This window comes from Rhizobium sp. BK456 (assembly GCF_014194045.1).
Classification (GTDB): domain Bacteria; phylum Pseudomonadota; class Alphaproteobacteria; order Rhizobiales; family Rhizobiaceae; genus Rhizobium; species Rhizobium redzepovicii.
Window position 1 is genome coordinate 427,177 of record NZ_JACIAO010000004.1, and the last position, 22,705, is coordinate 449,881.

General features: G+C 61.3%; 21 protein-coding genes and 1 pseudogene. 16 read left to right on the forward strand and 6 right to left on the reverse strand.

What is annotated here, in order from left to right; genetic code table 11:
• Positions 1–15: 15 nt before the first annotated feature.
• Positions 16–1,425 (reverse strand): annotated as a pseudogene (locus tag FHX03_RS34450) (MATE family efflux transporter); the annotation flags it as partial.
• Positions 1,422–2,411 (reverse strand): GNAT family N-acetyltransferase, encoded by a 990-nt coding sequence (locus tag FHX03_RS14780; RefSeq protein WP_179867084.1) that lies wholly within the window; start codon positions 2,409–2,411, stop codon positions 1,422–1,424. The pseudogene FHX03_RS34450 and the gene FHX03_RS14780, both read right to left, overlap by 4 nt.
• A 194-nt stretch (positions 2,412–2,605) precedes the next feature.
• Here FHX03_RS14780 and FHX03_RS14785 point away from each other — a divergent pair, with 194 nt between their 5' ends.
• Genes FHX03_RS14785 through FHX03_RS14795 form a run of 3 tightly spaced genes read left to right on the forward strand, consistent with a single transcriptional unit; the run spans position 2,606 to position 8,189 of the window.
• Positions 2,606–2,806, forward strand: coding sequence for an MbtH family protein (locus FHX03_RS14785; protein ID WP_183854275.1), 201 nt, complete (start codon positions 2,606–2,608; stop codon positions 2,804–2,806).
• Between the two features lie 38 nt (positions 2,807–2,844).
• Complete coding sequence (locus FHX03_RS14790) at positions 2,845–6,834, forward strand: non-ribosomal peptide synthetase (protein WP_183854277.1); 3,990 nt, start codon at positions 2,845–2,847, stop codon at positions 6,832–6,834.
• Positions 6,831–8,189, forward strand: coding sequence for a lysine N(6)-hydroxylase/L-ornithine N(5)-oxygenase family protein (locus FHX03_RS14795; protein ID WP_183854279.1), 1,359 nt, complete (start codon positions 6,831–6,833; stop codon positions 8,187–8,189). Before FHX03_RS14790 ends, FHX03_RS14795 begins: the two co-directional genes overlap by 4 nt.
• Here the strand turns inward: FHX03_RS14795 and FHX03_RS14800 are convergent.
• Positions 8,162–8,872, reverse strand: coding sequence for a 4'-phosphopantetheinyl transferase family protein (locus FHX03_RS14800; RefSeq protein WP_131710619.1), 711 nt, complete (start codon positions 8,870–8,872; stop codon positions 8,162–8,164). The genes FHX03_RS14795 and FHX03_RS14800 overlap by 28 nt on opposite strands.
• A 279-nt stretch (positions 8,873–9,151) precedes the next feature.
• Here FHX03_RS14800 and FHX03_RS14805 point away from each other — a divergent pair, with 279 nt between their 5' ends.
• Positions 9,152–11,029, forward strand: coding sequence for a methyl-accepting chemotaxis protein (locus tag FHX03_RS14805; protein ID WP_183854281.1), 1,878 nt, complete (start codon positions 9,152–9,154; stop codon positions 11,027–11,029).
• 139 nt (positions 11,030–11,168) lie between these two features.
• On the opposite strand, the gene FHX03_RS14810 is transcribed toward FHX03_RS14805, so the two are convergent.
• Complete coding sequence (locus FHX03_RS14810) at positions 11,169–11,813, reverse strand: NrsF family protein (RefSeq protein ID WP_097624304.1); 645 nt, start codon at positions 11,811–11,813, stop codon at positions 11,169–11,171.
• The gene (locus tag FHX03_RS14815; RefSeq protein ID WP_097624305.1) at positions 11,810–12,358 is read right to left on the reverse strand and encodes a sigma-70 family RNA polymerase sigma factor; all 549 of its coding nucleotides are present in this window, start codon (positions 12,356–12,358) and stop codon (positions 11,810–11,812) included. Before FHX03_RS14815 ends, FHX03_RS14810 begins: the two co-directional genes overlap by 4 nt.
• 185 nt (positions 12,359–12,543) lie before the next feature.
• On the opposite strand from FHX03_RS14815, the gene FHX03_RS14820 reads away from it, so the two are divergent.
• From FHX03_RS14820 to FHX03_RS34455, 7 genes are all read left to right on the forward strand, one after another.
• Positions 12,544–12,807, forward strand: a complete 264-nt coding sequence (locus FHX03_RS14820) for a pentapeptide MXKDX repeat protein (RefSeq protein WP_131710622.1) — start codon at positions 12,544–12,546, stop codon at positions 12,805–12,807.
• 137 nt (positions 12,808–12,944) lie between these two features.
• The gene (locus tag FHX03_RS14825; RefSeq protein ID WP_183854283.1) at positions 12,945–13,784 is read left to right on the forward strand and encodes a cytochrome b/b6 domain-containing protein; all 840 of its coding nucleotides are present in this window, start codon (positions 12,945–12,947) and stop codon (positions 13,782–13,784) included.
• Positions 13,784–14,560 (forward strand): molybdopterin-binding protein, encoded by a 777-nt coding sequence (locus FHX03_RS14830; protein WP_097624308.1) that lies wholly within the window; start codon positions 13,784–13,786, stop codon positions 14,558–14,560. The genes FHX03_RS14825 and FHX03_RS14830 overlap by 1 nt, the downstream gene beginning before the upstream one ends.
• Positions 14,561–14,760: 200 nt before the next feature.
• Entirely contained in the window at positions 14,761–15,096 is a 336-nt protein-coding gene (locus FHX03_RS14835; RefSeq protein WP_245426715.1) for a hypothetical protein, read from the forward strand.
• A 172-nt stretch (positions 15,097–15,268) separates the two neighbouring features.
• Positions 15,269–15,541 (forward strand): hypothetical protein, encoded by a 273-nt coding sequence (locus FHX03_RS14840; protein ID WP_097624309.1) that lies wholly within the window; start codon positions 15,269–15,271, stop codon positions 15,539–15,541.
• On the forward strand, positions 15,534–15,842 hold the full coding sequence (locus FHX03_RS14845; RefSeq protein WP_097624310.1) for a hypothetical protein: 309 nt from the start codon (positions 15,534–15,536) through the stop codon (positions 15,840–15,842). Before FHX03_RS14840 ends, FHX03_RS14845 begins: the two co-directional genes overlap by 8 nt.
• 77 nt (positions 15,843–15,919) lie before the next feature.
• Positions 15,920–16,171 (forward strand): DUF6894 family protein, encoded by a 252-nt coding sequence (locus FHX03_RS34455; RefSeq protein WP_239620864.1) that lies wholly within the window; start codon positions 15,920–15,922, stop codon positions 16,169–16,171.
• A gap of 83 nt (positions 16,172–16,254) precedes the next feature.
• Here the strand turns inward: FHX03_RS34455 and FHX03_RS14855 are convergent, their stop codons facing one another.
• Positions 16,255–16,992 carry a Crp/Fnr family transcriptional regulator gene (locus FHX03_RS14855; protein ID WP_097624311.1) on the reverse strand — a complete coding sequence of 246 codons (738 nt, stop codon included), beginning with the start codon at positions 16,990–16,992 and terminating at the stop codon, positions 16,255–16,257.
• A 649-nt stretch (positions 16,993–17,641) separates the two neighbouring features.
• Between FHX03_RS14855 and FHX03_RS14860 the strand changes: the two genes are divergently transcribed.
• The 5 genes from FHX03_RS14860 to FHX03_RS14880 all read left to right on the forward strand — a co-directional run bounded on the left by FHX03_RS14860 (position 17,642) and on the right by FHX03_RS14880 (position 22,705).
• Positions 17,642–18,379 (forward strand): Crp/Fnr family transcriptional regulator, encoded by a 738-nt coding sequence (locus tag FHX03_RS14860; RefSeq protein WP_097624313.1) that lies wholly within the window; start codon positions 17,642–17,644, stop codon positions 18,377–18,379.
• 290 nt (positions 18,380–18,669) lie between these two features.
• A complete protein-coding gene (locus FHX03_RS14865) occupies positions 18,670–19,428 on the forward strand; it encodes a FadR/GntR family transcriptional regulator (protein ID WP_183854285.1) in 759 nt (252 codons plus the stop codon).
• A gap of 23 nt (positions 19,429–19,451) precedes the next feature.
• Positions 19,452–20,426, forward strand: coding sequence for a sialic acid TRAP transporter substrate-binding protein SiaP (locus tag FHX03_RS14870; protein ID WP_097624315.1), 975 nt, complete (start codon positions 19,452–19,454; stop codon positions 20,424–20,426).
• A gap of 295 nt (positions 20,427–20,721) precedes the next feature.
• Positions 20,722–21,294 (forward strand): TRAP transporter small permease, encoded by a 573-nt coding sequence (locus FHX03_RS14875; RefSeq protein WP_003592221.1) that lies wholly within the window; start codon positions 20,722–20,724, stop codon positions 21,292–21,294.
• A 4-nt stretch (positions 21,295–21,298) separates the two neighbouring features.
• The gene (locus FHX03_RS14880) at positions 21,299–22,705 is read left to right on the forward strand and encodes a TRAP transporter large permease (RefSeq protein WP_097624316.1); all 1,407 of its coding nucleotides are present in this window, start codon (positions 21,299–21,301) and stop codon (positions 22,703–22,705) included.

The following is a 22,705-nucleotide window of genomic DNA, read 5'->3' on the forward strand; positions in this document are numbered from 1 at the left end:
CATCCTCTCATGGACAAAAGCTGGATAGGGACGGATGGAGGTCAGACGGCTGGTGGAGCGCTGCCGGAGTGCGCTGAGCGATCTCACCAGGCAGACCGCGGACAGCAGGCCGGTCAGGGCCGAGGCCAGGAACATCGCGGCCAGCAGGCCTGAAAAGCCGAGGAAGGGCGGCAGGAACGCAAGCAGCGGAAAAAGCAAATAGCCGTTCTGCGCCAGGCCGATGGCAACCGCCGCCTTGGGTCTGCCCTGCGCCTGGAAAAGGATCAGCACCGTTTGCCGCAGGCCGAACAGCAGAAGCGGAAGATGGGTTGCGACGATCGCCTGCCCGGCTATCCCGATCGCTGTCGCATCGTTGGTGAAGAAGGAGGCAAGCTCTTTGGAGAAGGCAAGCGCGGTCAGCCCACAGGTGCCACTCACCGCACTCGTGACCGCTGTCAGGATGCGGGTTGCCGACAGCACCCTGGCCATATCGCCTCGACCCCAGGCAAAGCTTAGGATGGACTGGGCCCCAAGCGAGATGCCGATAACGGGAAGTGTTCCGACCGCAAGCAGCCGCAAGGCAATCCCGATGCCGGCAATGCCGGCTTCTCCGTGATAGGTGGCGGCGAGCGACACCATGATCGCAATCGCGCCTGCCGTCGTAAGGCTGGTCAGCGTCGTCGGCGCCCCGACTGCAAGGACGGGCCTGAGAGTGCGGATGTCGGCCAACCGCCAGTCGAGGCTCAGCCGGACCGCCCCAAGCCGCCTGATGTGGTAGGCGCCATAGATGGAAAGCGCGACGAGCTGGGACAGGATGGTGGCGATGGCAACGCCTTCTAGCCCGAGGCCGAATCCGAAAATCATGATCGGGTCGAGGATCATGTTCAAGGCAAAGCAGGCGACCAGCGTCCACATGCTGAAGCGGGCGTTACCCTCGGCGATCGCCAGGAAATCGAGAATGATCTGCGCCATCGTCAGCGGGACCGAGATCGCGATGATCATCAGGTAATGTTGCGCAAGCGGCTCGATCGCGGGCGTGGCGCCGAACAGCAGCAGATCCGGAAAGGCGACGAGTGTGAGCGCACTTGCCGCGCCGAAGGCGACGCCGGCAGCAAGGCTGATCGACGCAATGGCGCCGGCCCGCGAGCGGTTGCCGGCGCCGAGCATCCGCCCGACCTCGGTTGCGACGCCGACGCCGATGCCTTCGCCGAAGGCGGCGATCAGCATCAGGATCGGCAGGACGATCATGATCGCGGCGATCTGGTCTTCGCCGATCATGCCCACGAAGACCATGTTGATCGTGTGATGCGCGGCATTGATCGACAGGCCGAACATGGCCGGCAGTCCTAGCCGCAGCAGCAGCCTGAGAAGTTGAGGATTGGCAAGATCTTCCGGGGCGAGGCGCCGTTTGCGAAGACTGCCGCTCATCTCGCTCATATCGTTCATGATGCGGGCACCCAGAGATGGTCGCCGAAAAAACGCTCGCGGGTCAGCATGACGAGCAGCGCCCGCTTGTGCGGAAAATTGAAATGCTTGACCTTGGCGAAACCCGAGCGATCGAGGTTGCGGATCTGCTGCTCGTGACTGGCGCGCGGCTCGCCGACGATGCGCTTCGTGCGCGGATCGTCTAGGAAGATGAAATGCATCAGCGAGGGAAGCCAGGCGCTGATCCATTTCTTGCCGCGATAATCGGGTTCGCCGATCGCGACATGCCAGCCGCGGTCATAGTCGTCGGCATCGTAGAAGGGGCCGAGCCGGTTTTCCTTGGCCCAGTAGACCTCGAAATAACCGAAGGGGATGTCCGCGAAACTGCCGATCAGCGGCAGGACATGCGGATCGGCGATCCGCTCCTCCAGGATCTCCCGGTGCCTGTCGAGCGAGCCCGCATCCTCCCAGATCGTATTGACCTGCTCGTCGTTCATCCAGCGATGGAAGGCGGCAAGATCGGTCTCGGGATCGGCCACCCGGAAGCTGATGTCGCGTTCCAGCCAGGGAATGAATCGCCGGTAGACCGTGCCCTTCGGCTTTGCCGGCCGGCGCGGATGATAACGGCCGGCGGTCATTTCCTGCACCGGCGGCAGCGGGTAGCTGAGCTGCGGCAGCCAGAGCGACGGCCATTGCCAGAGGATCTCCGAATCCAGCGTGCCGCCGGCGCCGGAAATATGCGGCGGGAGGCTCGCCTGATGCCCGTCGAAGACGACTGATCTGATCGAGCGATCTTCCGCCGTCACGGCTTCGGCGGCCGCCATCAGAAGCTCGGCCGATCGCACGGGATCGCCGTGGTAGAAGGTGAGCGTCGCGGTGTCGGCCTCGACCTCGAATGCGGCCTCGTGGTGACCGTGCGCGGTCTTCAGATGGATAAGATTGGGTGCGAGGCTGATGTAGCTGCGCGACTGCAGAACGCGCCTTTGTTTGGCGGCGTCGAAATCCATGATGTTCTCCTTGATCGACCGGGCTTTTGATGTGGCGAGCATGAAGCCCGCTCTTCTGCCGATCTGGTAGAATGACGATCCATCTCTGGGCGAATTTAGGGGTGAACGAAGAAAAAAATTCTCAGCAATTTTCTAAACCGCAGCCATCGGGATTCGTCATTTGCGCATGACATCAATCACCGCAGGAGCTTTCGATGGACAGTTTTGAGCCTCGCGACGATCTCTGGATCGCCGTCATCGACACCGAGCACCACTACTCGGTCTGGCCGCAGGACAAGCGGATTCCCACGGGCTGGGAGCCGGCCGGCTTTGCCGGTTCACGTCAGGAATGCCTGGCCCATATCCGCGACGTCTGGACGGACCCGCGTCCCCTCTCGCTGCGCTCGGCAATATAAGGCGATGCGCGTCTCTGAATAGCGTCCGGATCCCCAAGATGAACAAGCAAATCACAAATTTCGCCGATGCTTCCCCGACCGATGCTGCAATGGATGCGGTCTTCGAGAGCTTTCCGCTGACGATCGCGCAGAAGCGCATCTGGTCACTGGAGCAGATCGGCAATTACACCGTCTTTCCCGACCAGATCATCGGGCTGCGATTGAGCCCGCCAACCGACCTCGAGATGATTGCCGGCGCCTGCCGGGCGCTCATGGCGCAAAATGCGTCGCTTGCTAGCCGCTTCCGCCGGCTGGCGGGCGGCCGGATCGAGCAATATCGCGGCGCATCGAGCGCGGTGCCGATCGAGATCCTCGGCAGAGACGGCGCGGCCCTTTCCGAGCCGGATGCGTCGGCGGCAAGGAAAGCCTTCCGCGACAAGCGCTTCGATCTGCTAGAGGAGCCCGGTGCACGCATCCAGATCATCCGGCTTGCCCACGGGCAGTCGCTGCTGACGATCGTGCTGCATCCGATTGTCTGCGACGACCACGAAAAATCCGTTCTTGCCAGGTCGCTGGCGCGAATTCTCGATGGCGAGCCCATTGGCGACATGCATCCGCTGGAAATCTCGGCCGGGACGCGGGAGGCCGATTGGCTGGAGACGGACGAAGCGCGGGAAGCCCTTGCCTATTGGCGCGACACCATCGGTCTCGACTATGCGGCCTCGACTTTTCCCACCCGCTTCAACAGCGGCGGGCTGGCAGGCGTGGCGCGCGCGCTGCACCGATTTTCGATCGAGGCCGACCTCTGGAGCAAACTCGAACGGGATGCGGCGGGGAAGGGCGTTCCGGTCGAGCGCGTGCTTCACGCCGCCTTCTGCGCCCTGCTGGCCCGCTACAGCGGCAACTACGCTTTGCTGACCGGCCTTCTCGTTGCACGGTCACATAAGGAGCATTTTGCCAGCCGCGGCCGTGCCGAGCAGGTGCTCCCGCTCATCCTGTCGCTGACCTCGAGACATTCTCTCGACGATATCATCGCGGCGATCTCGTCGGCGAGCGAAGAGGGGCAACGCCGGCTCCTGCCGCTGGAACGCATCACCCAGGAACTGGTCGTCGACGAAGCCGCCGCCCAGGAAGCCGTGGTCAAGGCGCTGTTCGAATTCCGCGGACGCTATGCGGTGCCCAGCCACGCCACAAATCTGGAGCCGCCGGGCGCCCGCGCCGACAGCGAGCTTTCCCTGGTGGTCGAGGCGCATTCGGGCGGCGCATCCGCGCTGATCGACTACGCGCAGGATCTTTATGACGGCGCCCTGGTTGCCCGCATCGCCAGGCATTTCGGCCTCCTACTCGAACAGATGGTCGCCCAGCCGAATGTGAGGATCAAGGATATCGAACTGGTGGGGAGCGAAGAGCTGGACTGGCTGTCGGCGCCTTACGAGGATGATGCCGTCAACGACGACAGGCCGGTGCATGAGCTGATCGCAGCCCATTCGCGCCGCACGCCTGAGAAGACCGCGATCGTCTACGGTGACGAGGAATGGAGCCATGGCTGGCTGGAAGCAAACACCAACCGCCTCGGGCATCGGCTGCGGCAGCTCGGCGTTCGCGCCGAGGTGACGGTCGCCATCTTCATCAAGCGCTCGCCGGAGGCGATCGTCGGCATTCTCGCAACGCTGAAGGCCGGCGGCGCCTATATTCCCGTCGAGCCGGACCACCCGCCGGTACGCAACCACCACATCCTGCGCGACGGGGGCGTCAAGATCGTCCTGACCCATAGCTGGCTGCGCCATCGGCTGCCGGAAGAACTCGACGCCATTATTCTCGAACTCGACAAGATCGACCTCGACGGCGAGCCGGATACGCCGCTCTATAGTCCCACGCACAAGGATCAGCTCGCCTATGTCATGTACACGTCGGGCTCGACCGGATTGCCAAAGGGCGTCGCCGTCGAACACGGGCCGCTGACGCACCATCTGCAAAACACCTCGCGAGTCTACGGCATGAGCTCGGAATCTCGTGAGCTGCCGTTCCTGCCCTTCAGCTCGGATGGCGGCCATGAGCGGTGGATGAACCCGTTGATGGAGGGCGGCAGCATCATCCTTCCCGATCAGCCGCTCTGGACGCCGGAAGAGACATTGACGGCGATGCGCAAGCATGGCGCCAACAATGCCAGCATTCCCACAACCTATCTGCAGCAGCTGGCGGAGTGGGCTGACATCACCGACGGGGCGCCGCCGATGCGGCTTTACTCGTTCGGCGGCGAGGGGCTTGCACAACCGACCTTCGATCTTCTGTCGCGGGCACTGAAGGCGGAATGGCTGATCAACGGTTACGGTCCCACAGAAACCATCATGACGCCGATGGTCTGGAAGGTGAGGGCCGGTACGAAGTTCCAGGGCGTCTATGCGCCGCTCGGCCGCGCCGTCGGGCTGCGGCGCGTCTATGTGCTCGATCCCGATCTCAATCTTTGCCCGATCGGCGTCACCGGCGAACTCTACATCGGCGGCGAGGGCATTGCGCGCGGCTATCTCGGCAAGCCGGATACGACGGCCGATCGCTTCATTCCCGACCCATTCTCCAAGGAGGGCGGCCGGCTCTATCGCTCCGGCGACCTGACGCGTTGGCGTGAGGACGGAACCGTCGAATTCGTCGGCCGCGTCGACCATCAGGTGAAACTGCGGGGATACCGCATCGAGCTCGGCGAGATCGAAGCGGCCCTCCTCCAGCAGCCCGGCGTCGGTGAAGCGCTGGTCGTGCTGCGCGATGACGATGCCGGCGAGAAGGCGCTGGTCGCCTATGTCGTTCCGAAGAAGGACGAGACGTTGAACGTCGAGACCGTCCGCGCCGGCCTCGAACGCAGCCTGCCTTCCTACATGGTGCCGGCGGCGGTGGTCGAACTGGAAAAGATGCCGACCAATCCGAACAGCAAACTCGACCGCTTCGCGCTGCCCGCACCCCAGCCGGTCCGGCGCGAAATCGTCGAGCCGGCGACCACACTCGAAGAGGAGGTACTGGATGTCTGGCGCCAGGTTCTGAAGCTGGAAGCGATCAGTGTCGAGGATAATTTCTTCACGATCGGCGGCAATTCGCTGGGCGCGATCCGCATTCTTTCGCAGCTCAGGCAGCGCCGGCCGAAAACGCCGCTCACCGTCGCCGATATCTTCAATAATCCGACCATCCGCGCCTTTGCCGGCGTGATGGAGCAGGGGACCGAACGGGATCTGTCGCAGGTGATCGTGCTGCGCGCTTCCGGCGCCAAGCCGCGGCTCTATTGCTTCCCGGGGCTTCTCGTCAGCACCCGCGAATATGTGAAGCTGGTCGATTATCTCGGCGCCGACCAGCCGGCGACCGGCTTCATTTGCCATTCGCTGTCCGAAAAGAAGGAAGTCGGCGCGCCGATCGAAGAGATCATCGAGAGCTATGTCGATCATATCAGGACCCACAGCAAAGGCGCGCCTTGCACCTTCCTCGGCTGGTCCTGGGGCGGGCTTCTGGCCTACGAGGCGGCCCGGACGCTCGGCAACGAGGTCGACGTCAGGATGATGGCGATGGTCGATGTTTGCGACCTCGGCTCTGAATTCGCGATCGGCGCCAAGCCGAGGTTCCGGCCGGGCGAGCGCGACGCGCTGCATCGGGACGTGCAGGCATGGCTGCAGAAAACGGCGATGCGCCCCGAATGGGACCGGCTGTTGTCGACGATGGACGCGGATACTTACGAACAGTTCCTGCGTTTCGTCGGCGACGAGAAGGATCCGCTTCCGACCGACGGGCCTGACATCAGCAGCCGCGAGCATACGTTCTGGGTGCTGATCGACAATGCCCTGATCTTCCGCAAGCATCGGCTCGTCCCTCACGATGTGCCGATCTATCCCTGGGCAGCCGACGACAGCCTCAATCGCGGCCTTAACCTGATTGACTGGCGCCGCCTGTCGCCGCGGGCGCATGCGGCCGAAATCATCACCGGCACCAACCATCTGCACATGATCGGGTCTCCCGCCTTCCATTCAAGGCTTGCCCTGCGTCTCAAGGAAACAGAGAAGGATTTCGCATGACCGTCGCTTTTACCCGCAGGGATGCCGTCAACGAGCCGCTCGATCTTGCCGGCATCGGCATCGGACCCTCCAATCTGAGCCTTGCCTGCCTGCTGGAATCGGTGCCCGAAGTTCGCAGCCGCTTCTTCGAGCGGCGGGACGCATTCGACTGGCATCCCGGCATGATGATGCCCGGCGTCGAGTTGCAATCGTCCTTCCTGAAGGACCTCGTCACGCCGGTCCTGCCGACCAGCCGCTGGTCGTTCGTTTCCTATCTGGTGGCGCATAAGAGGCTCTATGCCTTCCTCAACGCCAATTATGACGCCGTTCCGCGGCAGGAATTCGCACGTTATCTCGCCTGGGTCGCCAAGGGCGTGGAGGGACTGCGCTTCGCGACGGAAATCCGCGACGTCGAGCACCGCGACGACCGCTTCGTCCTGCGCTTCGACAACGGCCAGGAGGAGGCGCGAAACCTGGTGATCGGCACGGGTTCCTCGCCCTTCGTACCCGACTGGGCAAAACCCTTCCTGGGCGCCGATTGCTTCCATAACAGCGAGGCGAAATCGCGTATCACCGATCTTCGTGCTGGCCGCATCGTCGTCGTTGGCGGCGGCCAGAGTGGCGGCGAGGTCGTCGAAGCCTTGCTTGCGGACCCCAGTTCGATGAAAGAGCTGACATGGATCAGCCGACGACACAATTTCGAGCCGATCAACGACACGCCGTTTTCAAACCAGGTCTTTTCGCCTGAGTATGTGCAGGCCTATCTGAAGCTCGGCGACGAGCAGAAGCAGGCAGCCTTGAAGAACTCGATCCTGACCAGTGATGGCCTGTCGATTTCGACGATTCATTCGATCTACCGCCGTCTCTATGCATTGCGTTATCTCGAGCCGAGCACGCTGAACGCATCTCTGTCGCCGAGCCGCGACGTGATCCAGATGGAACGGAACGGTAATGCCTATCGGCTCATTGTCAGAAATCAATTCGACGGCGGGATCGAGGTGATGCATGCGGATGCGGTGGTACTGGCAACCGGCTACCGGTTCCGATTGCCGGATGCGCTCGCGTCGCTGGGTGAACGGATAACGCTCGACAGAAACGGCTATCCCATGCTCAACGACGATTACACGATGCAATGGACAGGCCCGCGGGCAAACCGGCTGCTGGCGCAGAATGCAGGTCGATACTCGCACGGTATCGCCGACTCTCAGCTCAGCCTCATGGCCTGGCGCAGCGCGACGATCGTCAACACGCTGCTCGGCCGGCAGCATTTCGACGCGGAACCGGACAATGCGCAATTGGCCTGGGCAACGGAGACGGCGTCCGCAATGCCGCACCACGTCCGGGCCGGCTATTCGGACGGCATGCTGTCGTCCTGAAATAGCCGGGTCGAAACGTGGGGGAGCCCGGATTGGCAGCAGGCAGCCAGCGCGACGACGTGCTGGCTGCCGCTTTCGATGAGACGGTGGTGCCATCGCCGATCGCGGCCGACCATGACGGGGACGCCATCCTTCCAGGCAAAAGCGATGTTACGAGGATCCTCGCGCAGCCCGACGCCCAGCGCCTTCAGATGGCTCTCCTTGAGCGTCCAGAGCGCGACAGCCACTTGCGCGCGTTCGCAAGCAGGCAATTCCGCGAGCCAGCGCCGTTCTTCCCCGCTGCAATAGCTCGCCACTGCCGCCTCTTCGATCTCGGCGTCGATGCGTTCGCAGTCTATTCCGACGTGATCACATCCTGAAGCGACAGCGACCGTCACCAGCCCGTCAGCATTGGCGAGGCTGAATTGCGGCGCATCACGACCATCGAGCCTCAGCTTGCCGTCCTTGTCCGCAGACAAGACCAGCTCGCCTGGCGCTGTCCCGATAGACAAGCTCAACAGCCGTCGCAGGAGGTAGCGGCCGGCCATGAACGAGGCGCGATCGCCTTCGAACCGGTAGGTCGCCGCCCGATCCCGTTCCTCCTGTGAAAGCGACTCCATCCAGCGATTCCAGTGGCGTTCGTTGCTGGAATATTGCCAGAGCGCGATTTCAATTCCGGCAGGGTGATTGTCCGATTGCTGCATGGGTCCATTATCTCTGCGCAACACCGCGTCGCAAGCACCCGATCGTATCGAGAGGATTCAGCGTGGGCAATTTTTTGCTCGCGATGGCTGTTTTTCTTCGGGATTCCAGTAACTTGAGGTCGTGACATCGTGAATTGAACGCGGAAGTAACTGTCCGCGCAAAAGATTTCCGCAAACCAAACAGGGTTCATTGTTTAGTTAATACTAAATTATTGAATCTGGTGCGAGATTTTGCATCAACCGGCAAGCCGGTCGTCCCAGCTCTTCGAGGAGACACGCATGAAGCGCCCGAGCATCAAGCAAGCCCTGATCGTGAAGCTGTCGATCATCAGCCTTTTCATGGTTTGTCTGTCCTATATCTCACTGAGCACGATTTCTACGCTTCGTGCCAATACCGAGCAGATCGGGACCTTCTGGATGCACCGGCTTGTGACCGCGCGGGAGATTAAGGACAACTTCCTCGATCTGAAACTGGTCTACGCTCAGTATCTCCTGGAAGATACGGCGGAGGAACTGAAGGCCGGACAACAGAAAATCGATACCGCTCGGGCCGCGGTTGAGAAAGTTGTTGCGGAATACGAAAAGGGAGTCCGCACCGAGCGCGGGCGCGAACTGATCAATCAGATCAAGCCTGAACTGGACAAGTATAGCGGGCTGGCAGAGCAGATGATTGCGCTGCAAAATAGTGACAAGGCATCCGACGCGGCTCGCTTCTTCAAGGAGAATATGGAACCGCAATCCGTGCTGGTGGATAAGGGCGTCAGCGATCTGGTTGCTTTCATTCTCGGCCAGGCCGAAGGCTTCGTTGCCGCGAGCGACGGTTCCGCGACGTCCGCTTTCATGTTGACGGCCGCAATCGCAGCGCTGGCAGTGCTCATCGCCATGGCTGGTATCGCCTTTGCAGTATTCGGCATCGCCAATCCGATCCGAAGCATCGCATCGGCCATGAGGCGTTTGTCGAACGGTGACCTTGATAGCGCCATACCCGGTGCCGGCCGCGCCGACGAAGTTGGGGAAATGGCCGGTGCTGTCGAAGTCTTCCGCCAGAATGCTCTCAATGTCGTCAGGCTTGAAAAGGAAGCTGCTCTCTCCCGCAGCGAAAGTGAGGCAGTGCGCGCGGCAGCCCAGCAGCGCGCCGAACGCGAGGCCGAACAATTGCGCTTCGCAACCACGACGTTGGGTGGAGGCCTTCGACGGCTTGCGGCAGGCGACATATCTTTCCAGCTTTCGGATCAATTTGCCGCCGAATACGAGACCTTGCGCGAAGACTTCAACGCGTCGCTCCGGCAATTGGGCACGACGATCGGGGCGGTGCTCCAGACGGTACACAGCATAGATAGCGGTAGCGGCGAGATCGCATCCGCTGCGCAGGACCTTTCCAAACGTACCGAACAGCAAGCAGCCTCTCTCGAGGAGACGGCCGCAGCCCTGGACGAAATCACCTCGAATGTGACGATGGCGTCCAAACGCACCGACGAGGCACGCAATGTGGCGCTGGAGGCCGATATCAGCGCTCAGCGGTCGGCAACTGTCGTAGCGGAGGCGGAACAGGCCATGCGACGCATCGAGGATAGTTCGGAGCAGATATCGAACATTATTGGTGCGATCGATGAGATTGCCTTCCAGACCAACCTCCTGGCGCTGAACGCCGGCGTTGAAGCTGCCCGTGCGGGTGAGGCCGGCAAAGGTTTTGCCGTGGTCGCACAGGAAGTCCGTGAGCTTGCTCAACGCGCTGCTCAAGCAGCCAAGGAGATCAAAGGCTTCATTCAGAAGTCCTCGACGGACGTCAAAAATGGCGTCAAACTAGTTCTCGAAACCGGTACGTCGCTGAAAGCGATTGGTGAGCACGTCATACAGATCAACCAGCTCATGGATGCGATTGCCACCTCGGCGCGCGAGCAATCGACCGGGCTTGCCGAGATCAACACCGCCGTCAATCATATGGACCAGGCGACCCAGCAAAATGCGGCAATGGTCGAGCAGTCGACGGCCGCCGCCGCCTCTCTGTCCTCCGAGGCGGGCCGCCTGCGGCATCTGGTCAATCAATTTCAGTTGGACGGCGACAGAAGCACGGTGGGCGTGGAGAACGGCAGCCGGGGCTCCGACAGCGACATGCCGATCCGGCTGGTCGCTCAGCGGCGCGCCATGCAAAGATGAAGCGTGATGTCGGTACGCCGGACGATCTATTGGCCGCTGGCGGCGCAATGACGCGCTAACGCGCGACAACAATGCCCCCGATCGACGCAAGAGGACCCGTTCTATGCAAGGCTTTTCAGGCCCGGCGGCACCGAAGGATCTACCAGCGGAGGAGGCGAGGGCCGGTGACGGCGCCGAGCGCGCCGGTGAGCAGGATGCCCAGCGAATACCAGATCAACACGAAGGGCATGCCGTTCTCGGTGCAGAACCACGAATAGACCCAGGCGCCCGCGGCCCCCGCGGCAATGCCGGCGACGAAGCCCGTCAGCCGCAGATCGGTTGGCGCCGCCTGGCGCAGCGCCCAGACGGCGCCGGCATAGACGGGTAGGGCAAAGCCGAGGATCAGCAGCGGGCAATGGAGCGCCGAAGAGCCGAAGATCAGCACCGGATAAGCCTCGGTTGGAGCCATCATCAGCTGGATGGCAGCGACTGCCGCCATGGCGGCGAAGATTAAGGCAAGCAAGTCGAAAAAACGGCCCTCGGAACCGTCAGGGCGGGAAAGCCGATAGACGGCGAGGAGCGCCACGACTGCAATCAGCGCATTATAGGCCGATTTGATCCAGAAGACCGGCAGCATCAGCACGTCTGATATATCGACCCGCGGACCGAGAATGGTCAGCATCAGCAGCAGGGAGAGCCCGAGCGCCGGCACGATGCCGAGCGCGAAGCGGCGGCGCAGCGCATCGCTCGGCACCGGCTTCAAGTCACCTGCCAGGCGTTCGATGAGGTCGTCCGTTTTTGTCACGATGTGCCTCGCATTCTCTCTGCCAGCGCCTTCAGCGCCCGGTGGATGCCGACCTTCACCGCCGATTCGGACTGGCCCGTGCGGCTTGCGGTGTCGGCGACCGACTGGCCCTCCAATTTCACCTGCCGGATCAGCTCACGTTGTCTCGGTGACAGCCCGTGGAGCAACCGCTCGACATCCATGCTGGCCGTCAGCGCATCCTCGCTGAAGTCGCTTTCGATCTCCTCGCCAAGCTCGGTCTCGGCGAGCCTGCGTCCGCCGCGGCCGCGATGATGGTCGATCAGCTTGTAGCGGGCGATCGAGAAGAACCAGGCCGTGAATGGCCTTTTCCGGTCATAGGTGGATCGGCGCGAATGCAGTGCCAGCAATGTCTCCTGAACCAGGTCTTCCATATCCGCTTTCGCCGCCGCAGCCATTCTGCGGCTGTAGTAACCGACAAGCAGCAGGCGCAAAGCCGCCAGCAAACGCCGATAGGCCGCCTCGTCCCCGTCAAGGGACAGAAGCATCAATGCTTTCAGGGCTTCTTCCGAATGGGCGGTTGTCATGCTGTCAGAGACTTCATTCGATGGAAGCTGCCGATCGGTTACAGGGAAGATGAAAACAATGTTGGTATCACAGCTCTATCACAAGCGCGTGAGGCTGTAACGCATCCCGACGCTCCCCCGAATAGCCAAATGTGAGCCATCGGCAGGCCGCCGGCGGACACGAAAATCCATTTCGGGAGAGTTCCATGACCAAGCTTTTTTCCAGCCTTGCAGCCTGCACCTTCATCGTCGGTCTTTCGCTCGCCGGCGCCGCTTCGGCTGAAGACGCCATGAAGTCCGATACGATGAAAAAGGACACGATGAAGAAGGACACGATGCAGAGCAGCGCCATGTCGAAGGATGCCATGAAGATGTCGGGCACCAAGACGGACTGCATGCACAAGGCCGGCATGGAAAAGGATGCGATGAAAAAGACCGATATGATGAAGGCCTGCGACGCGATGAAGTAGCGTTCGCGTCTGCGCGGCCGCTGAAACTTTCCTACAGCGCCGCGCGTCTTTTTAGACGCGCAAAGGACGCTGTAGCACTTTTGATTGCTGCGGCCGCGTCCCCTCTTTTCGAAACGTCTGACTTTCGGAGAACCATCATGGCGACGATCGATGCCGGCACGAAAACCGGCCGCACGCTTATCTACCGCCACAGCCTTGCCGTGCGCCTGTCGCATTGGGTGAATGTGTTCTGCCTCACCGTGCTGCTGTTCAGCGGTCTGCAGATATTCAATGCGCATCCAGCGCTCTATTGGGGCCAGTACGGTGCCGACAACGACCCGTCCTTCATCGCCATGGAAGCCGTCGAGGGCGGCGACCAGGCGAAGGGGCTGACGCATGTCGGTTCGCTCACCTTCGATACGACAGGCGTGCTCGGTCTTTCGGATGTCGATGGCGAGGCGACAGCAAGGGGTTTTCCAAGCTGGCTCACGCTTCCAAGCTACCAGGATCTATCGGCTGGCCGGCGCTGGCATTTCTTCTTCGCCTGGCTCTTCGTTCTCAACGGCTCCGTCTATCTTCTCTATGGGCTGATCAGCCGGCATTTCCGCCGGGATCTCGCCCCTGAAGGCAAGGAACTGACGCTCGCCCATCTCGGGCATGAGGTCGCCAGCCATGCCCGGCTGCGTTTTCCGAAAGGAGCCGAGGCACGCCACTACAACACTTTGCAGAAGCTGACCTATCTTGCGGTGATCTTTTTGCTGCTGCCGCTGATGGTTGCGACGGGTCTCACCATGTCGCCGGGCTTCAACGCGGTGGCGCCCTGGCTGCTCGATGTCTTCGGCGGCCGGCAATCGGCCCGCACCCTGCATTTCCTCACCGCCTTCTCGCTCGTCGCCTTCGTTGTGGTGCATGTCGCCATGGTGATCCTGTCGGGTGTCTTCAACAATCTGCGCTCGATGATCACCGGCTTTTACGCCATCGAACAGGGAGACGAATGATGAGCCGCCTGATCACCCGCCGCCGCTTCCTGATCGGCTCGACCCTCACCGCCTCCGCATTGGGATTGAGCGGCTGCGACGCAGTGGTCGAGAGCGAGCGGACGAAGACGGTGTTGAAGATCGCCGAAGGCTTCAGCATGAAGACGCAGCGCTTGCTGCTTGGCGACAACGCGCTGGCCCGCGAATTCAGCGAGACGGACCTCTCCCCGGTCTTTCGCTCCAACGGCACCAGCATGCCCGATAACCCGCAATATCTCGACTGGATGAGCCGGCAGTTCTCGACCTGGAGACTGGATGTCGGCGGTCTCGTCGAAAAGCCGTCGCAGTTCTCGCTGGCGCAGCTGAAGGCGATGCCGTCGCGTACCCAGATCACCCGCCACGACTGCGTCGAAGGCTGGAGCGCTATCGGCAAATGGATCGGCCTGCCGCTCGGCGCCTTGCTACAATCGGTCGGGCTGAAGCCCGAGGCGCGCTATATCGTGTTTCATTGCGCCGACGAATACGAAAAGACGCTGGATGGCAGCGGCCGGTATTATGAGAGCATCGATCTGGTCGATGCGCTTCATCCGCAGACGATCCTTGCCTATTCGATGAATGGCCGCGACCTGGAAGTGGCGCATGGAGCGCCGCTGAGGCTCAGGGTCGAGCGGCAGCTCGGCTACAAGCAGGCGAAATATTTGACGCGCATTGAGGCGGTGGCCGATCTCGGTCGGCTTTATGGCGGCAATGGCGGCTTCTGGGAAGATCGCGGCTACGAATGGTATGCCGGCATATGAGTTGCGGGCAGGCTCCGATCTGCCTGTTCGCAAAGCTCATCAACTGAGTTTGCCGGCGTCACGGAAATTCTTGGCGGGCAGAAGCCGCCAAGTACCTCTGTACGCTCAATGATTCTAGATGGTTAGGTTCGCCCACAACGAGGATTGCATTATCATCGATGCGCGGACTGACATGGACGACGAGCAATTGAATTTCCGGAATGAACTCTTATGCGCGATGGGGCCGCAAGAGCGCGAGCTTCTGTTGCTTCACCTGGAGCCTGTCGCTCTGGACGTCCTTTGGTCCTGGAACGGAGAATACCCCGGTTAGCGACGTTTACCTGCTTGAGGCAGGTCTTGCCTCGATCGTGGCAAGATTTCCGGGCGGCCGCGACATTGAAGTGGGGATCGTCGGTCGCGAGTGCATGACCGGCGCCGCCGTTGTGCTCGGCGGTTTCCAATCGGCGAACCGGCGGCAGATCGCCATTCTCAACCGGCGGGGACTGATCGAAGAGGCGCACGGATCCGGTCTGCCGAGGAGGAATACCGGCGTCTGATCGGCAGGCATCTGGCGCGTTAAGTGGTTCGCCGGCCCTGATCCGGCCGCGTGGGTTCCACCATCTCGGCGGAAGGATCGAACGGAAGCCGGCATTGGTACGCTTCCGTACTCGTAGTTGAAATCGAAAATCCGAAGATTAGGATCTCCTTACATACTGGGGAGGAATGCGGATGACCCAGCATTCGGGAATTACGAAGCCGGCGCTGCAGCCTGAAGACATAACCATGTTGCGTGCAGTGCTGAGGCAGTGGTGCCGGGAAAAATCATGCGGGATCGGCAGTCCGGCAGCGCAACATGTTGCGCGGGAACTTGTCTCCTGGTTCGAATGCGGCATTCGCAATCCGCATAAACTCGCTGGCCTGATGCGCCACATGCACGTGGATGGGCCAACGGTCTCGCGCCCAGCCGCGAAAGCGGGCCAGTCAGAGCGTCAGGATGGATAGAATTCTCCGAGCCTCCCTCTCGGTCTGTTCCTCCGGTCTGAGCTTTCCGGAACGGCAGATCGCTCTCAGACAGATCGTCGATGAACTTCAGGAACTCTGCGACGGCGCCCCCGATCCGCGCCCGATCCTCCTTCGTCTGCTTCATACGATCCGCGCTTCGATGACATCGATCGCCGGAGCCGATGACGACTGTTGGGAAGATATTATCCGGGAACCCTTCCAACTGCGGGCGACGATGGTGCGTCTGCGAGCCGAAACGGTTATTGCCATTGATCGGTTTCCCGGATGGGAAGGACGCTGATAGTGTTGCTGTCCGAGTAACAGGCGGGCTCTTTTCTGAGGAAGCGCGCCACGCGTTATGGCATTGATTCTGCGACGGTGAGGCAGCGCATCCCGAGGTTTTATTTCAACGTCGTGTCGGACGCCCCGGTGGTAGTCGATTTGGAAGGTTCGGAACTGGCGACGCTCGCCGATGCCAGACGAGAAGCCGTGCAGGATGCAAGGGCGCTGATGAGCCAGGCGGTGCTTGCAGGAAAAGACATCTCGGCGCGACGGATCCATATCTGCGATGAACTGGGAGGCGTCCTTCTGATCGTGCACTTTGTGGAGACGGTCCGGCGCTCGGATTAGAGCAATACGCCACGCGGTCTTGAGACGACTTGCGCTATTTCATTGTTTGGGATGCGGATGTTCGCAGGCCGGTTAATTTCACATCATCCGGATTTGGCCGGCCGGCGGATCGGTAGGCCGATCAGACGTTCATATTCGCGTTCCGGCACACCATAGCTTCCGGCGGCAATCTCCTCCAGCCGTTCCCGGTCGAGAATCCTGACATTGGCACGGGTCGACTTGATGGCTCTCAGGCCTTCGATGACATGCAGCTCGTTGGTTACGCCGGAGCGTCGAACGCCGAGCATGAGCGCCAGAAATTCATGGGTGAGCGGCAGGTCGCTTCCGGCCAGCCGGTCATGACACATCAGCAGCCAGCGGGCGAGCCGCTCATGCATGTTGTAGCGGCCGTTGGCGAGGGCCGACTGGGCCAGCTGGATGTCGCAGCAATGCACATAGTTGAGGAACAGGGCGTTGATTTCGGGAAAGGCTTTCAGCACCTGTTCGAAGTCCTCGACAGAGACCTGCAGCCCGGTTCCGGCGACCTGCATGAAGGTCCGGTTGGGCGTCGTATCTGTCTTCAGGAGGATATGCGCCCCCGCCATGCCCTCGTAGCCGATATGCCCGACCTCGACCGCCTCGTCTTCGGCATTCGAAGCGACCATCGATGCGAGACCGTCCTCGATGAAGCACACATGGTCGATCGGCTGATCGGCCTCGACCAGCACATGTTTCACCGGCAGCTGGATTGCCTGCGCAGCGGCGAGCAGCATGTCAAAGGCATCGGCAGGCAAGGCCTTCAACAGCAGATTGTGATTGTTGCGCTGATCCGCTGCGGCCATGGACGGTCTCCTGCGGGGAGGAGCCCGTGCTCATACCAGCAGCCTTCATGATCGCGGTATTGAACAGCTTATGCGTCAAAACAGCCGGCATAGCCATATTGATGGGCGGTTCTGTGCGGTTTTGACAATACCGGTGGAGAGGGAAGAATAAGATTATTCGTTAAAAATCATAGCATTAAGAGTAAATTGCAACAGAGCAATGTGTCAGGCGGGTACTTATGCATCTCTCGGCAATCGATGACAAAACCCCTGCCCGGTCGACGACTTTCGATCTGAAGCTCCGCCCTCCAGCTGCTGCACAAGCGCGCGCACCACCTTCATCCCCAGGCTTTTTCCGGCGTTCTCGTCTGATGAAAATTCCGGCGGCAGGCCCCTGCCACTGTCCGATACGCGAGGGGATGTCACCGCAGTCGTTGCGCGCGATGACGGAGACAGCGCCGCCGATATCGGAATAGCCGTGCTTGAAGGCATTCGTCACCAGTTCGTTGACCAGAAGCCGGACGGACACGGTCCGGCCGTCGACGCGAGGCCGGGTCATACGCCTTGCAATCAGGCGGCCCGGGGTCCATAATTCCCATCATCGTTGGCAGACTTCACGGCGCTGGCGGCTGGGAGACGGTGTGCTCTTGCCAAACCAAAGGGCAGGGCCATGCGACGTCTCCACACCCAGAATCTCATCCTAGCGCATCTGTCGGCTCCGGAGCTTCTGGCTCTGGAGACGGTTCTCGAACCGCTCATCCTCCCGCGCGATCTCGATCTCGTCCATACCGGCATGCTGGTCAGTCACTATTACTTTCTGGAAAGCGGTATCGCCTCGATGGTGGCGACGAGTCCGGAGGGCAGAAGGGCGGAGGTCGGCCTGGTCGGCAGGGACGGGGTGTCGCCGCCGACCCTGCTCATGGAGGGGAAACGATCGCCGTTCCAGGTGACGATGCAGGTCGCCGGTCATGGACGCCGTGTCGAAGCCGCTGCCTTGGCGGGGTTCCTGCGCGAGCAACCCGCAGTCCTGTCGCTGCTTTCGCACTTCGTCCATATCTTCTTCACGCAGGTCGCCCACACTGCGCTCTCCAATGCCGTTCACAAGATCGACGTGCGATTGGCGAAGTGGATTCTGATGTGCCACGATCGCCTGGACGGCGAAGAGATCGCGATCACCCACGAATATCTGGCGATCATGCTCGGCGTGAGACGATCGAGCGTCACCGATGCCTTACATATTCTGGAAGGCGAGCGCCTCATTCATTCCAGCCGCGGCCTGGTGATCGTTCGCAATCGCATAGCCCTCGAAAGCTTCGCGGCCGACGCCTACAATCTTCCGGGCATATCCGGGCCCGACCTTCCCGGTATCCGCTATCAATCATCTCGCGCACCGATCGCCGCGCATTGAAGCCTGTCGTCGATACGAAAGCGCGTCGCGGTTAACTTGATTCATGCGGCGCGCTTAGCTTTTTGTTTTTATGCATCTCGTTATCCGGGAACCGCTGCACACTTTCCGGCGACATGCATTAGACGCCGCTGCAATGGCCGAACCCCGGAACTCTTCTCAGTCTGTGGACGCTCGTGTTTTGCGTTTATGCGGCGGATTGACGCGCAACGCCTACGGTGATACCTATGTCTCAATTGGTCAGGCCAGTTGACCAGATGCGCGCTTGAGGAGGCGCCGCCGGGGAGGCCAAAATGTTTTCACCTGTGGAATCGCGCCGCCTCTATCGGCAGGTGGCGGACCAGATTCGTTTGATGATATCACGCGGCGAACTTGCCGTCGGCCAGCGGCTGCCGGCCGAGCGCGACCTGGCCGAGCAACTGTCGGTGTCGCGCCCAACAGTGCGCGAGGCGCTGATCGTCCTGGAGGTCGAGGGCCTCGTCAATATCCGCATGGGATCCGGCATCTACGTGGTGCGCCAGCATGCCGCGACTGCGACGGGAAACGAGCGCGAGCCGGTGGAAGGGCCCTTCGAGCTGCTGCAGGCGCGCGCCATCATCGAGTGCGCCATTGCCGAAGAAGCGGCAGGCTGCGCCGGGCCGGAAGGCATCGCACTGCTCGATGAAGCGCTGACGCGCATGAGCGGCGGCGTCAACGATGCGAGCACGGTGCTTGCCGCCGATCGCTCCTTTCACACCGGCATTGCCGCCATCGTCGGCAATGCGACACTGATCCGTGTGACCGGCGAGATGTTCGACATGCGCATGACCCCTTATTTTGCCAAGCTCGCCAGCCACTTCGAGGGGCCGGGAACATGGCGCAGCGCCGTCGACGAACATCGGGTCATTCGCGATGCGATCGCCGCCGGCGATGGGGCAGGCGCCAAGGCGGCCATGCGCGCCCATCTCACCTTATCGCAGAAGAGGTTTTCCGAGAGCTTCGGGGAGGAGTTTTCGGGAGAGGAGGCGCGTGGCCGCAAGAAGGCGCCCGCGAAAGGAACCGACAAGATTTAACCCAAGCTCGGGAGGAGAGAGCGATGAAGAGCAGACTAGCAACGATACTTTGCACCGCAGCCGCGATCATGGCGACGACGGCGGTCGCACATGCCCAAACGGTACTGAAATGGGCGCATGTCTATGAAACCTCCGAGCCCTTCCACACGGATTCCGTTTGGGCTGCAGAAGAGATCGCCAAGCGCACCGACGGGCGTTACAAGATCGAGGTCTATCCGGCCTCGCAGCTCGGCAAGGAAGCCGACATCAATCAGGGTCTCAAGCTCGGCACGGTCGACATCATCATCTCGGGATCGAGCTTTGCCGCACGCGACTACAAGCCGATCGGCGTGACTTACTTCCCCTATATTTTCCGCGGCCCCGATCACCTGATCGCCTACACCAAGAGCGATGTCTTCAAGCGCCTCGCCAAAGGCTATGAAGACAAGACCGGCAATCACATCGCTGCCGTCAGCTATTACGGCACGCGTCATACGACATCGAACAAGCCGATTGCCAAATGCGCCGACATGCAGGGCCTGAAGATCCGCGTGCCCGACGTTCCGGCCTATCTCGCCATGCCGCGCGCCTGCGGCGCCAACACGACGCCGATCGCCTTTGCCGAAGTCTATCTCGCTCTGCAGAACGGCACGGTCGAAGCGCAGGAAAATCCGCTGACGACGATCGAGGCGAAGAAGTTCTACGAAGTCCAGAAGAACATCATCCTGACGGGCCATATCGTCGATCACCTCAACACCGTGATCTCGAAACAGCTGTGGGCTAAGCTTTCCGACGAGGACAAGAAGATCTTCGGCGAGGTGATGCAGGAGGCCGCCGAGCGTACGACCAAGACGATTGCCGGCAAGGAAAACAGCCTCGTCGCGACCTTCAAGGAAAAGGGTCTCAACGTTGCCGAGGTCGACAAATCAGACTTCGAAAAGAACGTCATGGAAAAGGTGAAGTTCGAGGACTTCGGCTACGAGAAGGCCGATTGGGAAGCCATCCGCGCGATCCAGTAAGGGTCTGGTCCGTTCTCGCCTGCGGCCGCCCCTCACCCTAACCCTCTCCCCGTTTTGACGGGGAGAGGGGACGTGCCCTGCGCGACGTTGGCGAGGGACGGAGACGTTGCCGCATACCCCCTTCGCCCCGTTTACGGGGGTCCGAAGGACGGGTCGAGACCCGTGGCTCGACCCCGGTCGGTGCCGGCAGGCGGATGAGGGGCCACGCCTCCAGCAAGGAACAAGGCTTATCGACAAACCGAAGGTCGCGCCTACACGCCGCGCCCCATCCTCCGCAACCGGAACAAGGCCGATCATGTCGCAAGAAATTCATACGCCAATCACGGCCGAGGAGATCGGTCACGAGTTCGAGGGCCACGCGCCGACAGCGAACATGTCGGACTACGCCATTGAAGACTGGATCACGCTGATCGTCTTCTGGCTGATGGCGGGCTGCGTCTTCCTCCAGTTCTTCACGCGCTATGTGCTGAACGACAGCTATGCATGGACCGAGGAGATCGCGATCAACTGCCTGATCGGGGTCGTCTTCTTAGGCGCCGTCATGTGCGTGCGCACCTCGCGGCATATCCAGGTGGACGTGTTCTATCACTATATGCCGGCAGGGCTGGCGCGCGTGCTCGCCACTTTCGTCGACATCGTCCGCATCGGCTTCTTCGCCTATGGCTGCCACCTGATGTGGCGCTATGTCGATATCGTCGCCGACGAGCAGATGGTTACCGTCGAGCTGCCGCGCAACATCGTCTTCTACTCCGTGCTCGTCGCCTTCGTGCTGATGCTGATCCGCGCGGTCATCGTCTTCATCGCCAATATGCGCCGCGGCTACTCCGTTCTGGAGCGCCCCGAAGAATTCCAGACTGTCGAGGGTTGATCCGATGCTGCTGCTGCTTGGTTCATTTCTGGTGCTGATGCTGATCGGCGTGCCGGTCGCCATTTCGATGGCCGTCGCATCCGTGCTGTATATCGTCCTTTACGGCGTGGCGCCCGACATTATCGTCGCCCAGCGCATGATCGCCGGCGTCGAAAGCTTCCCGCTGCTCGCCGTTCCCTTCTTCATCCTGGCGGGCAATCTGATGAACTCGGCGGGTGTGACTGGCCGCATCTATTCCTTCGCGGTCGCCCTCGTCGGCTGGATGAAGGGCGGGCTGGCGCAGGTCAATATCATTGGCTCCGTGATCTTCTCCGGCATGTCCGGCACCGCACTTGCCGATGCGGCCGGCATCGGCACGATCGAGATCAAGGCGATGAAGGATCACGGCTATCCCGTCGAGGCTGCCGTCGGCGTGACGGCGGCCTCTGCCACGCTCGGGCCGATCTTCCCGCCGTCGCTGCCCTTCGTCATCTATGGCATGATGGCGAACGTCTCGATCGGCGCGCTTTTCATGGCCGGTATCCTGCCCGGCGTCGTCATGACGCTGTTGATGATGATCACCGTTGCCGCCTTCGCCTACAAGAAGCGCTGGGGCTCCGACGCGCCCTTCGATATCAGGCAACTGCTGTCGGCCGGCATGGAAATCGTCGTTGTCCTGATGGTGCCTGTGGCGATCTATCTGATGATGCGGGCCGGCCTATCGATGAATGCCGCGGCCGGCATCGCCCTTCTCTTGCTTCTGGCGCTCGACTGGTATTTCGGCTTTTCCGCCGTCATGGCGCTGATGACTCCGGTCATCCTGATCGGCGGCATGACGATGGGCTGGTTCACGCCGACGGAGGCCGCGGTTGCCGCCGTGCTCTGGTCGCTGTTCCTCGGCCTGGTACGCTACCGCACCATGACGTTTTCGACGCTCGCCAAGGCAAGCTTCGATACGATCGAGACGACGGCATCGGTTCTCTTCATCGTCACCGCCGCCTCGGTCTTCGCATGGCTGCTGACGGTCAGCCAGGCCGCCCAGCTGCTGTCGGATGCGATCCTGTCGATCACCGACAATAAATGGGTATTCCTGATCCTCGTGAACTTGCTGATGCTCTTCGTCGGCTGCTTCCTGGATACGATCGCGGCGATCACCATCCTCGTGCCGATCCTGCTGCCGATCGTCGCCAAATTCGGCATCGATCCGGTTCAGTTCGGCCTGATCATGACCCTGAACCTGATGATCGGGCTGTTGCATCCACCGCTCGGCATGGTGCTTTTCGTGCTGTCCAGGGTCGCGAAACTGTCGGTCGAACGCACCACCATGGCGATCCTGCCCTGGCTGGTGCCGCTCTTCCTGGCGCTGATTATGATTACCTTCATCCCCGCCGTGTCGCTCTGGCTGCCGCAGCAGCTCGGGCTGCTGCGATAG

What these genes read in the sequence shown, in the direction of transcription:
- FHX03_RS14790 (WP_183854277.1), top strand. Translation starts at nt 2,845, where the DNA reads ATGAACAAGCAAATCACAAATTTCGCCGATGCTTCCCCGACCGATGCT.
- FHX03_RS14825 (WP_183854283.1), top strand. Translation starts at nt 12,945, where the DNA reads ATGGCGACGATCGATGCCGGCACGAAAACCGGCCGCACGCTTATCTAC.
- FHX03_RS14870 (WP_097624315.1), top strand. Translation starts at nt 19,452, where the DNA reads ATGAAGAGCAGACTAGCAACGATACTTTGCACCGCAGCCGCGATCATG.
- FHX03_RS14835 (WP_245426715.1), top strand. Translation starts at nt 14,761, where the DNA reads ATGAACTCTTATGCGCGATGGGGCCGCAAGAGCGCGAGCTTCTGTTGC.
- FHX03_RS14880 (WP_097624316.1), top strand. Translation starts at nt 21,299, where the DNA reads ATGCTGCTGCTGCTTGGTTCATTTCTGGTGCTGATGCTGATCGGCGTG.
- FHX03_RS14805 (WP_183854281.1), top strand. Translation starts at nt 9,152, where the DNA reads ATGAAGCGCCCGAGCATCAAGCAAGCCCTGATCGTGAAGCTGTCGATC.
- FHX03_RS14795 (WP_183854279.1), top strand. Translation starts at nt 6,831, where the DNA reads ATGACCGTCGCTTTTACCCGCAGGGATGCCGTCAACGAGCCGCTCGAT.
- FHX03_RS14785 (WP_183854275.1), top strand. Translation starts at nt 2,606, where the DNA reads ATGGACAGTTTTGAGCCTCGCGACGATCTCTGGATCGCCGTCATCGAC.
- FHX03_RS14830 (WP_097624308.1), top strand. Translation starts at nt 13,784, where the DNA reads ATGAGCCGCCTGATCACCCGCCGCCGCTTCCTGATCGGCTCGACCCTC.
- FHX03_RS14840 (WP_097624309.1), top strand. Translation starts at nt 15,269, where the DNA reads ATGACCCAGCATTCGGGAATTACGAAGCCGGCGCTGCAGCCTGAAGAC.
- FHX03_RS14860 (WP_097624313.1), top strand. Translation starts at nt 17,642, where the DNA reads ATGCGACGTCTCCACACCCAGAATCTCATCCTAGCGCATCTGTCGGCT.
- FHX03_RS14875 (WP_003592221.1), top strand. Translation starts at nt 20,722, where the DNA reads ATGTCGCAAGAAATTCATACGCCAATCACGGCCGAGGAGATCGGTCAC.
- FHX03_RS14780 (WP_179867084.1), bottom strand. Translation starts at nt 2,411, where the DNA reads ATGGATTTCGACGCCGCCAAACAAAGGCGCGTTCTGCAGTCGCGCAGC.
- FHX03_RS14845 (WP_097624310.1), top strand. Translation starts at nt 15,534, where the DNA reads ATGGATAGAATTCTCCGAGCCTCCCTCTCGGTCTGTTCCTCCGGTCTG.
- FHX03_RS14800 (WP_131710619.1), bottom strand. Translation starts at nt 8,872, where the DNA reads ATGCAGCAATCGGACAATCACCCTGCCGGAATTGAAATCGCGCTCTGG.
- FHX03_RS14855 (WP_097624311.1), bottom strand. Translation starts at nt 16,992, where the DNA reads ATGGCCGCAGCGGATCAGCGCAACAATCACAATCTGCTGTTGAAGGCC.
- FHX03_RS14865 (WP_183854285.1), top strand. Translation starts at nt 18,670, where the DNA reads ATGTTTTCACCTGTGGAATCGCGCCGCCTCTATCGGCAGGTGGCGGAC.
- FHX03_RS14820 (WP_131710622.1), top strand. Translation starts at nt 12,544, where the DNA reads ATGACCAAGCTTTTTTCCAGCCTTGCAGCCTGCACCTTCATCGTCGGT.
- FHX03_RS14815 (WP_097624305.1), bottom strand. Translation starts at nt 12,358, where the DNA reads ATGACAACCGCCCATTCGGAAGAAGCCCTGAAAGCATTGATGCTTCTG.